General features: G+C 76.3%; 7 protein-coding genes. 5 read left to right on the plus strand and 2 right to left on the minus strand.

Annotation, left to right across the window (positions count from 1 at the left end; genetic code table 11):
* Positions 1-36 precede the first annotated feature (36 nt).
* A complete protein-coding gene (locus tag Aru02nite_RS27430; protein WP_203662478.1) occupies positions 37-840 on the minus strand; it encodes a class I SAM-dependent methyltransferase in 804 nt (267 codons plus the stop codon).
* On the minus strand, positions 837-1,418 hold the full coding sequence (locus tag Aru02nite_RS27435; protein ID WP_203662479.1) for a cysteine hydrolase family protein: 582 nt from the start codon (positions 1,416-1,418) through the stop codon (positions 837-839). The genes Aru02nite_RS27430 and Aru02nite_RS27435 overlap by 4 nt, the downstream gene beginning before the upstream one ends.
* Before the next feature lie 303 nt (positions 1,419-1,721).
* On the opposite strand from Aru02nite_RS27435, the gene Aru02nite_RS27440 reads away from it, so the two are divergent.
* The 5 genes from Aru02nite_RS27440 (at position 1,722) to Aru02nite_RS27460 (ending at position 14,039) form a co-directional block, all read left to right on the plus strand.
* Positions 1,722-2,594, plus strand: a complete 873-nt coding sequence (locus tag Aru02nite_RS27440; RefSeq protein WP_203662481.1) for a DUF4132 domain-containing protein — start codon at positions 1,722-1,724, stop codon at positions 2,592-2,594.
* A complete protein-coding gene (locus Aru02nite_RS27445) occupies positions 2,591-7,411 on the plus strand; it encodes a hypothetical protein (protein WP_203662483.1) in 4,821 nt (1,606 codons plus the stop codon). Before Aru02nite_RS27440 ends, Aru02nite_RS27445 begins: the two co-directional genes overlap by 4 nt.
* Positions 7,412-7,489: 78 nt before the next feature.
* Complete coding sequence (locus Aru02nite_RS27450; RefSeq protein ID WP_203662484.1) at positions 7,490-8,659, plus strand: ATP-binding protein; 1,170 nt, start codon at positions 7,490-7,492, stop codon at positions 8,657-8,659.
* Positions 8,656-12,180, plus strand: a complete 3,525-nt coding sequence (locus Aru02nite_RS27455; protein WP_239076989.1) for a vWA domain-containing protein — start codon at positions 8,656-8,658, stop codon at positions 12,178-12,180. Before Aru02nite_RS27450 ends, Aru02nite_RS27455 begins: the two co-directional genes overlap by 4 nt.
* Positions 12,180-14,039 carry a hypothetical protein gene (locus tag Aru02nite_RS27460; protein WP_203662485.1) on the plus strand — a complete coding sequence of 620 codons (1,860 nt, stop codon included), beginning with the start codon at positions 12,180-12,182 and terminating at the stop codon, positions 14,037-14,039. Before Aru02nite_RS27455 ends, Aru02nite_RS27460 begins: the two co-directional genes overlap by 1 nt.
* Positions 14,040-14,107 lie beyond the last annotated feature (68 nt).

Here is a 14,107-nt window from a genome sequence, read left to right on the forward strand (position 1 = left end):
GACACCCCCGGATCCCTTGGTACGGAAGGGATCCGGTCAGCGGGCGGTACCGCGGGCGAGGAGGGCCGCGTGCGGCAGGGCGAGCCCGCCGTCCGGGGTGGCGAACTCGGCGCTGAGCCGGTCGAACTGTCGCCGGATCTCGGCCCGGACCGCGGGCGGTTGGGTGGCGACGAGGTGGCCGTTGAAGCCGACGCCGGCGGCGGCGCCGGACCACCACCGCTGCGCGGACGTCCGGTGCTGCCAGGAGATGGTGCGGCAGCAGGGATCCGCGAGCCCGGCGGCGGTCAGCAGGTCGACGAGTCCGGGCTCGCTGCGCGGGAAGTCGGTCTCGGGCGGCAGGACGGGCCGGTGGGCGGGGCGTTCGACCCCGGCCGCCTCGGTCGCCCGCGGCAGCAGGGACTGCCCGCGCGCGGCCGGCACCGACCACACGGTCACCGCGACCCGGCCGCCCGGCCGAGTCACCCGCGCCAGCTCGACCAGCGCGCGGCGCGGCCAGCCGACATGGTCGAGGACGAAGTTGGCGGTCACCGCGTCGAAGGCGCCGTCGGCGAACGGCAGGGCGGGAAGCGCGGCGACCGCGGCCCGCGGTACGGCGCCCGCGGCGATCCGTACCATGCCCGGTTCGGCGTCGACGGCGGTCACCCGGGCACCCTTCGCGTACGCCGCGGCGGCGACGGTGCCCGAGCCGGTGCCGACGTCCAGCAACCGTACGCCGGGGCCGGCCGCGGCGGCGTCGAGCAGGTCGCCGACCGGGTCGGCGCACACCGCGGCGAACGTCTCCGCGTACGCGGCGGCCCGCCCCGACCAGATCGACCGCGCGTCCGCGTCGAACCCGCTCACCCGCCACTCTCCTTGCGCCCCAACGCATCCCCGGCCGCAGCGGGCCAGTCAGCGCAGGACACGACCGCGAAGCCGCGGCTGGGGAAGACGGCGTCCATGAAGAAGTCGTGCATGGCGGCGTCACCGTCGGCGCAGCCGTCCCGCAGCACCGTGACCTGGTAGCCGCGGTCGGCCGCGTCGTAGCACGTCGCCGCGACCATCGCGCTGGTGGCGACGCCGGCGACGGCGATCGTGTCGACACCACGGGCCCGGAGTACGAGGTCGAGGTCGGTGCCGGCGAACGCACTGGCGCGACGCTTGAGCACCACCACGTCCTCGGCCTCGACCGGCAGGTCGACCGTCGGCCCGTCCGACCCCTCGTGGAACGCGTCGCCCGCGTCGAAGAACGACCGGTACAGCGCGCCGGCCGGCAGGTCCGCGCCGTTGGCACGGAACGCGAAGTGCACGAACACCACGAGCGCCCCCGCCCTACGGGCGCGCGGAAGCAGGTCGGTCACCGCCGGCACGACGCCCGCGGCGAACGGGTAACTGCCCGTGATGCCGCGCTGGAGGTCGCCGACGATCAGTGCGGTGGTCAAGGCGGGCTCCCGTCCGGCGGCGTGGTCACCATGCCCCGCGGGGTGCGGAGCGCGGCCCGCCGCTTGCGACCGTACCGAAGGCGCAGGTCACGGCGGGCCGCCACGATCCTAGACAACACCGCCGACCGCCGGCCGCGCCGGGCGCCGCACCGTCCGGGACCGTACCGGCACGGCTGAGCGGTTCGTACCCGGCGGACGGGTCGCGCGAAGAAATGTCAGGGGCGCCCAATATGGTGCTGCGCATTGTGACGGCCCGCCGGTACGGCGCGGCCGGGCATCTGCTGCGATCTCGGAGGTCTACGGGTGGGTTGGTTGTCGGCGGGCGACGGGTACGAGGTCGCTCTGGTGGAGGGCAGGGTGGCGGCGCGGGCGACCGCCGGTCGTGCCGCGGGGCGGCAGCTGAAGTCGCTGCCGCGGGCGTTGCGGGACCATCCCGAGGTCGACCGGCTGCGCCGGTTCGCCGCCTGGCTGGACCGGCACACCACCGCGTGCGTCGCGCAGGTCGACACCTGGATGGTGTCCTCGCTGCCGGTGCCGACGCTGCTGCTGGCTCGGTTGTGGCGGGACGAGGCGTGGCAGTGCGCGCTGCGCGACCTGGTGGTCGTCGGCGACGAGCCGGACGAGGTCGGGTTCCTGCGCGACGCCACCGACTCCGGCGCGCTGCGCGTGGTGACCCTGGACGGCGAGACGGTCCGCATCGCCCCGCGTACGGTGACGCTGCCGCATCCGGTGCTGCTGGCCGACCTGGACGAGCTGCGCGAGTTCGCGGCCGAGCTGGGTGTCACCCAACGCGTCGAGCAGATCCACCGGGCGACCTGGCGCCGGGCGGAGGACACCCCCGACAAGGTGTGGTCGGTGAGCGAGTTCGCCGGCGGCAAGTTCCCCTCCCGGTACGTGCTGGCCGCTCGCGCCGCGTCGCTGGGATACCGCGTGTCGGGCGGGTACGCGACCTGCCGGGTCCGCGACGGCGCCCGGGTGGTCGAGGCGTCGACCTGGATCGGCGAGCCGTACTACTGGGACGACAGCGACGCCGAGACCGGCGACCTGACCTGGAACGACGAGGACGGCCGGTCGTTGCCGCTGCGTTCGGTGGGTCCGGTGGCGTGGTCGGAGGGCATGCGGATGGCCGCCGCGCTGTACGCGGGACGTCAGGTCGAGGAAGGGAAGGGCGCGTGAGCGGCGCGGATCTGTTGGCGGCGGGCGCGGTCCTGCCGCTGGGCACCACGGACGGCGGCGAGCAGGCGGTGCCGCTGACCGTGCGCAGCTACCGGCATCCCGCCCTCGACGACCGGATCGTCGTACGGCTGGTCGCCGAGGAGCTGGGCGCGGCCGAGGACCAGGCCGTCGGGTTCCTGGGGCTCACGCCCGACGCCGAACCCGAGGTGGTCGGGCTGGGCCAGCGGCAGGCGCTCGGCTTCCCGGAGTGGGTGCTGGTGCACCACCCGGCCGACGGGCACCACGCGCTGGCCGTCGTACCGGAGCTGGAGCGGATCGCGCGGCAGGCCAGGTCCAAGCCGGGCAACGCGCTGGACGCGTACCAGGCGCTGGCGGCGGAGCTGGCGGTGGCGGTGCCGCACTTCCTGCCGACGTTCTTCGAGCAGGCCGGCCGGGTGTTCCTCGGCGTGGAGAACGCGACGTACGCGGCGCGCATGTTCACCCGGGCCCGCACCGTCGAGGCCGAGTTCGGGCTGCCGCTGGACGCCGACCGGCTCGACGCGGTGTTCCTGGAGTTCGCGCTCGCCGGTGCGCTGCCCGTCAAGACCCTCTCCGCGTACGCGAAGGATCTGGCGCGGCGGCTGCCCGCCGCGGAGGCGTTCCAGCGGTTCCGGCGACTCTGCGTGCGGCGTACCGCGGGCGGGTTGGCGCCGTCCACGCAGACCGCGGCCGACCTGCGCCGGATGGCGCGCGCCGCGGGCGCCGACGTCGAGGCGGAGGAGCGCGCCTACCTGCGCGACCTGCTCGCGCTGCCGGGCACCTTGCGCGCGCCGTACGGCTGGTGGAAGGCGCACCGCACGGCGCTCGTCGCGCTGGCCCGGCAGGACCCGGCCGTCCGCGGCACGCTGCTGACGGTGATGCCGTCCGGCGACACGGAACTGGTGCGGCTGTGGCTGGAGATCCTGACCGACTCCGGCGCCACCGCGGGCCTCACCGACCCGACCCGGCCCGCCGAGGAACGCCCCGGCGACGGTTCCGCCGGCTGGCTGGAACGCTTCCTGTCGTTCCGCGGCTACTGGCGGGCCGAGCGGATGCCGGCGCTGCTGCACCTCGTCGAGCAGATGGCCGACGTACTGCGGGCGGAGCTGGCGGCGTCCGGCCGGACGCTGAAGTCGGTCGGCAGCGACGTCGACCTGCTGGACCTCCTGCTGACGCACCAGGTGCCGGTCGCCGACACGGGCGGCGGGCTCGCGCTGGAGCAGTGGGCGAGGGGCGAGGGTCAGCGCGACCTGCGCGCGCTGCACGCCGACGGGCGGTTCCAGGACTCGTTCCGCAGCGCCGCCGACTCGTTCGGCGACGACGCCGACGCGCGGCGCGCCATCCGGATGCTGGCCGCCTCGCCGGGCGGTCGCCCGATGCTCGCCGACTGGGTACGCCGGGTGGCGAGCCGGTCCGCGGCCGAGGGGCTGCCGCAACTGCCGGGCATGCTGTACCGGCTGTCCTGGCTGCCGGGTGAGGCGCTGGCGCTCGCCGAGGACGAGGTGCGCGCGGTCGCCGCCACCGACCTGGCGCCCGTCCTCGCCCGTACGCTGCGGGCCGGGCTGCTGGACGAACTGTCCTGGCCGGCGTTCGAGCAGGCGGCGACGGAACTGGTGGCGCGCAACGGCGTCACCGAGCTGGTCGTCGCCGACGCCTGGCCGTACCTGGTGGTCGCGGGGCCGACGCAGGTGCGGGTGATCGACGCCGACGGCACCGTGCTCCGCCACGACCTGCGGACCCCCGACACCGTCCGCAACCGCTGGAACCACGCCGGTTTCCACTACGTCGACGGCGCCCTCCTCGTCTACTGGAACGACGACTCCGGCCGGACCGTCGGCTACTGGCACACCGCCGCCGACCGCCCGCAGCCGCTGAACGGCGACGCCCACACCCGCGGCATCACCATGTACTACTCGGGCCCCGGCCGGCTCGCGTCGACGCTGCCGCTGCCCGGCGGCGGCCGTACCACCGGGGCGGGGGTGCTGCACCGGGGCGACGCGGCGGTGCCGGACGAGGCCGCGGTGATCGGCGACGGCACCGCGTACTGGGTGCTCGACCCCGAGCAGCACCACCAGTGGCGGGAGTACGACCCGGTCACCGGTGCGCGGGGACGGCACAGCCTGCCCGGGTTCCTCGCCGACGCACTGCGTGACGCACCGGCCGGCAGCACGTTCCAGTCCGGCTGGCAGCTGCCGGTGCGGACCGGCGACGGCGGGTCGATCGTCGGCTGGCGGGTGGTCAGGCTTCCCGACGGCGCGCTGCGCGGCGAGGACCCGGCCGGCCACCGGATCACCCTGGCGCCGCGGCGGGGCACCCCGTGCGGCGCACTGCCGATCCCGGGCGCCGACCGCCCCCTCGGCGTGTACGAGCGCGGCCCGTGGGAGATCGGCCTGGTGGACGCCGACGGGGTGGTCGTCGCGACCGCCAAGACCGACAACCCGCCCGGCGAGTTCGCCGCGGGCACGCCGATCCTGCCGCCCGAGCGGTACTGGCACTGCCTGCGTCCGCGCGACCCGCAGGGTTCCCTGGCGCTGCGCGGCATCGACCACGCCACCACGACGGCGCTGCTGACCGCGGCCGGCAGCGTACCGGCGGAGCAGTTGCCGGCGGCGATCCGTACGCTGCTGCCGCAGGTGAGCGACGACGCCCTGCTGGCCGGCATCGCCGGGGTGGCACGGATCGCGGCCCGGCAGCAGGCGGCCCTCGACGCGACGGCCAAGCGGCTCACCGCCGCGCTGGCCGGCGAGGAACCGCACGCGCCGGCCGGCCCGCCGCGGGTCCTGCCGCTGGGCACGCTCAGCGGCCTCATCGACGACCAGTGGCGCTACAACGACGACCGGGGCATCGTCGCCCGACTGACCGTGATCGGTCAGGAAGCCGTTGCGGCACAACAGGAACGGCCACAGCTGGCTGCCGGGCGTACCCATCTCGACGGGTCGGACCTGCCGTGGGGTGCCGTCGAGCTGGCGACGATCGTGGACGGGGCAGCGGCGATCGCGTACCGTGCGGCGGCGCCGACCACCGCGCAACCGGACCGGGAGACGCTGCTCGACCTGCTGCGCGACGTCGACGCGCCGGGGCTGGCGTCCACCGCGGACTCCGGCCGGTGGCGCTGGGTCTCCGCGCACCTCGACCAGTCGTACCTGGAGGACCGGCAGCACGTCGCGTGGTCCGGAGTGCTGCGACTGCCCGACGGCGCGTTCGTCGTGTTCCTCGGGCACATGCACAGCGGCACCCGGTACACGTTCGACGGGCTGTTCCACGATCCGACCGGCCGGTTCGAGCTCCCCCCGCCGTACGAGGTGGCGTCGTGCACCCCGGTCGGTGCACCGCGCGCGTCCGGCTGGCTGACGGCGCTGCGGACCGAGCTGGCCGAGCGCGGGCCGGCGCCGTGGTTCCCGGCGGCGGCGGACCAGTTCGCCGAGCTGACGGGCGTCACCCCGACCGTGGCCCGGCTCGTGGTCGCCGGCATGCCCAACGTCGGCGAGTACCGTCGCACGTTCCTGCCGACCGCGGCGCGCACCCTGCTGGAGGTCAAGCAGAACGACGCGGTCGTGGCCAAGGACCAGCTGCGCCGGCTGGAACCCGACGTGCGGCGGCAGATCGTCGGCGCGCTGCTGCCGGCGGACCCGGCCCGGCTGTGGACCGACGGTCCGGACGTGGCCGCCGCGGCGGCGGTCTGGAACGAGAAGGTCGGCCGCCGCCCCGCGATCCCGGAGGCGTTGCTGCACGACGCGACCCGGTCGGTGCACACCGGATGGGAGCTGCACCACGCGCTGCCCGCGCTGCTCGACCCGGCCGCCGACCCGCACCTGAGCCGAGACCTCGGGTGGCGGATCCACGGCGACCGGGCCGTACCGGTGGATCCGCACGCGGCCGGGTTCACCGCGACGATCCTGGTCAGTACGGTGACGCTGCTGGCCTGGCTGGCGCACCGGTTGCCGGCCGGCGACCCGATGCGGGCGGCGCTGCCCCGGGCGCTGTCCGCCGTACGGGACCGGCTCGCCAACCCGGAGCTGCTGCTCGACCTGCGCCGCTACATCAGCCTCCCGTCGTTCCGGCAGGCGGCCGGCGCTCCCACCGAGACCGGCACGGGCTTCGAACGCTACGGCGCCGTCATCCTCGCCACCCACGACAACCAGCCCGCACCGGCCCTGCGTACGGCACTGCTCGACGCCTCCGGCGACGACCCGTACCTGGCGGCGCTGCGCGGCGTGGCCGGCGAGTTCGAGGAGGAGATCGCGCTGCGGCTCGCCGGCGATCCGCGGTTCGCCGCGCTGCTGGCCGATCCGGGCGCACCGGCGGCCGGCGAGCCCGGCGCCGACGGCACGTGGTGGCCGCAGGACCCGACCCGCTCGGTACCGGACCTGGTCGCCGAGGTGGCGGCCGAGCACGGGATCGGCGCCGACGCCGCCGCGGTGTACCTGATGGTGTTGGCGATGCCCGACCCGGTCGACCGCAACACGGCCCGGTGGACCGGCTGGAAACCCGCCCGGCTGAAGGCGGCCCGTGCCGAGCTGGCCGGCACCGACCTGGTGGTGGAGGCGACGCGTACCCGGGCCGGCCGGTCGCTGTTCCTGCCCGGCGGCTGGACCCCGCTGCACGCCCCGCTGCTCCCGACGGAGCAGTGGAAACTCCCCCTCTACGACGGCCTCCTGCGCGGCCCGCACCCGCGGCTCGGGATCGTCGCACCCACCGAGCCGGTCGCCGACCTGTACCGGCGGGCCTGGCAACGGCTGCGCGACGGTGACGTGCCCCGGTTCGAGGAACTGCCGGCGAAACGCGCCCGGCGCCGCTGACCCCGCACGCTCCCGGGCCGCGCCGTCACGACGGCGGCGCGGCCCCTCCCCCACCACCCCGACCACGAGGACCTCGCCATGACCCTGACCGACCAGGCGACCGCTCCGGCCGCCGTCCAGATGCTGCCCGCCGAGCAGCGCCACGCCACCGAGCTGGCCTTCCTCGCCGCGTACGACGAGGGGCCGCGGCCGCCCGGCTGGGCGTTGACGCCACGCGCCGTGGTGACGTTCATCTGCGGCAGCGACGGCGAACCGCTGACACTGCCCGGGAAGCGCGACGACACCGGCGGGCTGCCGGACAGCCTGCCGATCACGGCCAAGTTCATCGGCGAGCGTGCGCTGGTGGAGCGCTGCGTCGTCACCCTCGCCGGCGAGCGCGGCCTGCTGCTCGTCGGCGAGCCCGGTACCGCGAAGTCGATGCTGTCGGAGCTGTTGTCCGCCGCGGTCTGCGGCACCAGCGCGCTGACCGTGCAGGGCACCGCCGGCACCACCGAGGACGCCTTCCGGTACGGCTGGAACTACGCGCTGCTGCTCGCCCAGGGGCCGACCCGGCAGGCGCTGGTCGACTCGCCCGTACTGACCGCCATGCGTACCGGGCGGGTCGCGCGGGTCGAGGAGATCACCCGCTGCCTGCCGGAGGTACAGGACGCGCTCGTGTCGATCCTGTCCGACCGGCGCGTCAACGTCCCGGAGCTGGCCGGCACCGACGACGACCAGGTCGCGGCGACCGCCGGGTTCACCGTCATCGCCACCGCGAACCTGCGCGACCGCGGCGTGTCGGAGATGTCCGCCGCGCTCAAGCGACGCTTCAACTTCGAAACCGTCGAGCCGATCGCCGACGCGGACGCCGAAACCACCCTGGTACGACGCCAGGCCACCACGGCGGTGCAGCGCGCCGGCGCCGCGTACGGCGTGGACGACGCGGTCCTCGACGCGCTCGTCACCGTCTTCCGCGACCTGCGCTCCGGCCGCACCGCCGAGGGCTGGGACGTCGAACGCCCCGGCACGGTCATGTCCACCGCGGAGGCCGTCCAGGTGGCCGCGTCGCTCGGCCTCGCCACGGCGTACCTGAGCGGCGGCGACGCGCTGGACCTCGTACCGGGGCACCTGCTCGGCGTGGTGCGCAAGGACGACCCCGCCGACCACGAACGCCTCCTCGGGTACTGGGACGGTGCGGTGCGCCGCCGCGCCGCGGACGGCTCGACCCTGTGGCGTCGCCTGTGGGACCTGCGGGAGCAGGTGCGGTGAGCGTCGACCAGACCGCACCGACCGCCCTCGCCGCGCCGCCCGACACCGATCCGCGGGACGCCGTCGCAGCGCTGGGCGACAGGACCGGGCCGTACCTGCTGGGGGTGCGGCACCACAGCCCGGCGCTGGCCGTCGTACTGCCGGCGCTGCTCGACGCGGCCGGCGTCGACGTGGTGTGCGTCGAGCTGCCCACCGACTTCCAGCGGTGGCTGCCGCACCTGGCCGATCCGGAGCTGCACGCGCCGGTCGCGCTGGCCGGCGCCCGCCCGGACGGGCCGCTCGGCTTCTACCCGTTCGCCGACTTCTCCCCGGAACTCGCGGCGATCCGCTGGGCGCGGCAGCGCGACGTCCCGGTGGTCTGCTGCGACCTGCCGATGGCCGATCCCGGCTGGGCGGCCGGCGACGACGCGCCGCGGTCCGGCGCCGAGACAGGCCGCGGGTTCGCCGACGCGCTCACCGCCGCCGGTACCGGCCGGGACGGCGACGACATGTGGGACCGCGCGGTCGAGGTGCTCGCCCCCGGCTGCCCGCCCGACGCCGTACGCCGGGCCGCGCTCGGGGTCGGCTGGGCGCTGCGCCAGGACGCCCTCGCCCGGGGCGGCATCTCGCGTACGGACCTGGCCCGGGAAGCGCACATGCGTACGGTGATCGGCAATGCGGGCGCCGGCGGGCGGCGGGTCGCCGCGGTGGTCGGCGCGTTCCACGCGCCGGCCCTGGCCGAGCCGGGACCTGCCACCGAAGCCGGGAGCGCGCCGGACACCGTGGTGACCTCGCTCGTGCCGTACGGGTTCGACCTGTTGGACTCCCGGTCCGGGTACCCGGCCGGGATCCGCGATCCGCGCTGGCAGCAGGCCGTGCACGCCGCCGGCGGCGACCCCGACCTGCTGCGGCAGGCGGCCGCGCGCGCCGTCACCGAACTCTGCCGCGAACTGCGCGCCGCCGGGCACCCGGCCGGCACCGGAGAGGCCGTCGAGACGGTACGGCTGGCCGACGATCTCGCCCGGCTGCGCGGCCTGCCCGCGCCCGGCCGCGGCGAACTGCTGGAGGCGGTGACGACCGTCCTCGGCCAGGGCGAGCTGCTCGGCCGCGGCCGGGCCGTGGCCCGCGCGCTCGGCACCGTACTGGTCGGCGCCGAGCGTGGCCGCATCGCCCCCGGTACGCCCCGGTCCGGGCTCGGTCCCGCGGTGGAGGCCGAGCTGGCCGCGCTGCGGTTGCCGGGCCCCGGCGACACGGACGCCAAGGACCTGCGGCTCGACCCGTTCCGGTCGGATCTGGACCGGCGGCGGGAGATCCTGCTGCGGCGCCTGCGGGTCTGCGGCGTCGGCTACGGCGAACCGGTCGAGGTGGCCGGCGTCGGCGACGGGTCCGCGGTCGGCACCCGGTGGCGGCTCACCTGGACCCCGGCCGTACCGGCGCTGCTGGACCTGGCGGGCGTGCGGGGCGTGACCGCCGCGCAGGCGGCCGCGGGCACGCTGCGCGAGACGTTTCGGCGGGAGACCGCCGACGGCGGCGCGACCTGCGCCCAGATCCTCGACGAGCTGCGGTCCGCGGCCGAGTGCGACCTGCCCGAGCTGGTCGCCACCCGGCTGTCCGACGCGGCCGAGGTACTGCCGTCCGCCGCCACCCTGCCCGAACTCGTACAGGCGCTGGACCTGCTGGACACGCTGAGCCGCGGGCACCTGCCCGGCGCCGGACCGGACGAACGCGCCCGCGCCACCGACCTGTCGCACCTCCTGCTGGAGACCGCGGTCCGCGCCCTTCCCGGCCTCGCCGGTACGGACCGGGCCGAGGACGCGCGGGCGCTCGTCGCCCTCGCCGTACGGGCCGGGGACCAGCACCGCGGGCTGCGCATCGACCAGGCGCTCGGCCACCTCACGACGGCGGGATCGCCGCTGGCGCAGGGCGCCGCGCTGGCCGCGCGTACGCTGCTCGACCTGGACCCCACCGACACCCTCGGTACCCGGTGCGCGGGGTGGGTCGACGCGGCCGGCGGGCCCGACGGGCGGCGCCGGCTCACCGGCCTCCTGTCGGGTGTACTCACCGCCGCCGCCCCGCTGCTCGAAACGGCACCCGCCGCCCTCGACCCGCTGCTCGACCGGATCGACGCGCTGAGCGACCGGGCGTTCCTCGACCGGCTCCCGGCTCTGCGCGGCGGGTTCGACACGCTCGACCCGGCCGGCCGGCGCCGGATGCTTGACGTCGTCACCGGTCGTACGGGGGACCGCCTCGACCTCGCCCTGTCCGTACCGCCGGCGGTGCTGGCCCGGTGGACCGCGGCGGACGCGGCCGGATCCGCCGCGCTGCACCGACTCGGGCCGGTGCCACCCGCCGGATCCGGCGCCGCGGACGGCGGTGCCGGCGGCGCGCCCGACGCGGACCGCGACGCGACCCGTACCCGGGAGACGAGGGGCGGGCTCGGTGCACCGGACCGGTGGCGGCTGATCCTGGGCCAGGAGAAGGAGAAGCTCCCCGTCGACGCCCGCGGCTACGCGCACGCCCTCGACGAGCTGTACGGCGCGGGCCGCGGCGAGGGCAGCCTCGACCTGCGGGCCGACGGCGACCGGGGCGGGCAGGACACGGCGTTCCCCACCGCCCGCGACTGGGCCGACCAGCTCGACGCGCTGTTCGGGGCCGACGTCCGCGAGGAGGTGCTGGGCCGCGCTGCCGACGCCGGCCGGCACGACGTCCTCACCGAGCTGGATCCCGGGTCGGTCCGGCCGTCGATCGAGCTGCTCACCTCCGTACTGTCGCTCGCCGGCGGCATGCCCGAGGAGCGGCTCGCCAAGCTCCGCCCGCTGGTACGACGGCTGGTCGAGGAGCTGACCCGGCAGTTGGCGACCCGGCTGCGGCCGGCGCTGTCCGGGCTCGCCACCCCGCGGCCCACCCGGCGTCCCGGCGGCCGCCTCGACCTCCCGCGTACGGTGCGCGCCAACCTGATGCACACCCGGCGCATCGACGGCCGTACGGTGGTCGTCCCGGAGCGTCCGGTGTTCACCACCCGCGCACACCGCGCGTCGGACTGGCGACTGGTCCTGGTGGTCGACGTGTCCGGGTCGATGGAGGCGTCCGTCATCTGGTCCGCCCTGACCGCCGCCGTACTCGGTGGCGTGCCCAGCCTGTCGACGCACTTCCTCGCCTTCTCCACCCGGGTGATCGACCTGACCGACCAGGTCAGCGACCCGCTGTCACTGCTGCTGGAGGTACGCGTCGGCGGCGGCACCCATATCGCCGCGGGGCTCGCGCACGCGCGGTCGCTGGTGACCGTGCCGAGCCGTACCCTCGTCGTGGTCGTCAGCGACTTCGAGGAGGGCTACCCGCTGGGCGGCCTGCTCAACGAGGTCCGTGCACTGGCGTCGTCCGGGGTCCGGCTGATGGGCTGCGCGGCCCTCGACGACACCGGCACCCCGCGCTACTCGGTACCCGTCGCGCAGCAGCTCGTCGCCGCCGGCATGCCGGTGGCCGCCCTCAGCCCGCTCGCCCTGGCCCAGTGGGTCGGCGACTGCCTCCGCGGAGAACGATGATGACCCTCCCGACCCTGCCGCCGGTGGCGCCCGACGTCCTGGCCGAGGCCGTGGAGGGCCTCAGCCCGCGGCTGCGCAAGAAACTCGACACCACCATCGAGCGGTACGCCACCGCACCGGTCCTCGCCGACGGCGACACCGTCCGCATCGAGTGCGGCGAGGACACCGTGGTCACGCTGACGCCCGGCGCGTCCGGCGCGGTCACCACCGCCGACCAGGCCACGTGTACGTGCCTGCTGGCGCCGCGCTGCCTGCACCGCACTGCCGTACTGGGCGCCTGCCCGGTCGCCGACCCCGACACGACGGCACCCGCCGCCGGCGACGCGCCGCGGCCAGACACGATGGCACCCGCCGCCGGCGAGGCGCCGCGGCCGGACACCACGGCCGACCACGTCGAGGCCGGCGACGCACCGACCGCAACGGTCGGGCCCACCGCGGCGCAGGTGGCCGCGGCGGAGAGCCTGTGGTCGGCGGCCGCCGCGGTGCTCGCCGCGGGCGTACCCTCCGCCGGCGCGGTACCGCAGGCGGAGCTGCTGCGCGCCGCGCACACCGCACGGTTGGCCGGCCTGCACCGGGCGGAGGCGGCGGCGCTGCGGGTGGTACGCGGCCTGCGCGCGGCCCGCGGCCGGGACGACACCCACCGGCTCGCCGACCTGGTCGCCGCGCTGCGCGAGCTGCTGTTCACCGCCACCCTGCTGGCCCGGTCCGACCCGGACCCCGCGCTGATCGGCACCGCGCGCCGGGCGTACCGGCAGGGAAGCAGTCTGCGGGTGCACGGTGTCTGCCGCGAACCGGTCCTCACCGCCACCGGGTACGCCGGGGTCGTCACGCACGTCGTCACCGACGACGGCGAGTGGTACTCCGTGGCGGACGTCAAGCCGGGTGGACCGGGACGTGCCCGGGGCGCCGCGACCGCGCCCGTCGCCATCGGCGCGCCGGCGCTGACGCACGCGCAACTCGCCCGCGGCGGCCTGCTGATCACCGGGGCGACCATCTCACCCGAGGGTCGGCTGGGCGCGGGCCGGGGCGTCAGAGCGACGCCGCTCGCGGCGAGTGCCTGGTCGGCCGGACCGCTGGCGGCGCTGTTCGCCCGGCCGGTCGCCGACGTGGTCGCCGACCGGCTCGGCGCCGACACCGGTGGCGACCCGGAGCAGGCGGACCGCGCCGCCGCCGAGCTGGTCGGCTGCGAGGTGGAGATCCTCGGCGCCGGACGCGACCACCTCCTCGCCCGGCCGGCCGACGGGTCGCCGGGCCCGCTGATCCGGTTGGTGCCGGCCAACGACAACGCGGATCTGGCCCACCTGACCAACTTCCGCCAACTGGCCGCCAGACCGGGCCTGCACCTGCGGGTGGTCGGCCGGCTGGATCCCGAGCGCGCGGCTACGATTCGACCGCTCGCCGTGGCACCGGTCCCCGGCAGCGACACGACCGTCCGGCTGCCCGACGAGTGGCAGGGCCACGCCGACCTCGGCTACGACCAGCTCCAGGGCGCGCACCTGCCACCACCGACCGACAGCACACCCCTCCCCGGGTACGCCGAGGTCGACGCGCTCGCCGACTCCCCGCTGTGGCAGGTACGTCACCTGGTCGAGTTGGCCGTGACCGGCGGCCGGCGCGCCGTGGCGGAGTCCGGACGACGCGGCCGGGAGACGTACGGGCCGCTCCGGCGGGCCGGGTTCGCCGGTGCCGCGGACCTCGCGGCCGGGCTGACCGCCGAGGCGGACCGGCGCGGCCGCGACGTGTTCGGCGTCCTCACCGACCCCGGCCCCGACCGGTACGCGGCGGCGTGGCTGGCCGCGGCCGTCCACCTCACCTGGACCGAACGCGCCCTGATCCGCTCCGCCTGGCAACCCGAGTAGCGGTCAGGCCGGCGTCGGCGACGACCAACTCGACACGAGAGTTGTGCCGGTCCGCCCCGTCGATGCGT

This window comes from Actinocatenispora rupis, assembly GCF_016861975.1.
Lineage (GTDB): Bacteria > Actinomycetota > Actinomycetes > Mycobacteriales > Micromonosporaceae > Actinocatenispora > Actinocatenispora rupis.

Coding starts and splice junctions, on each gene's coding strand:
- Aru02nite_RS27460 (WP_203662485.1), top strand. CDS start 12,180: ATGACCCTCCCGACCCTGCCGCCGGTGGCGCCCGACGTCCTGGCCGAG.
- Aru02nite_RS27450 (WP_203662484.1), top strand. CDS start 7,490: ATGACCCTGACCGACCAGGCGACCGCTCCGGCCGCCGTCCAGATGCTG.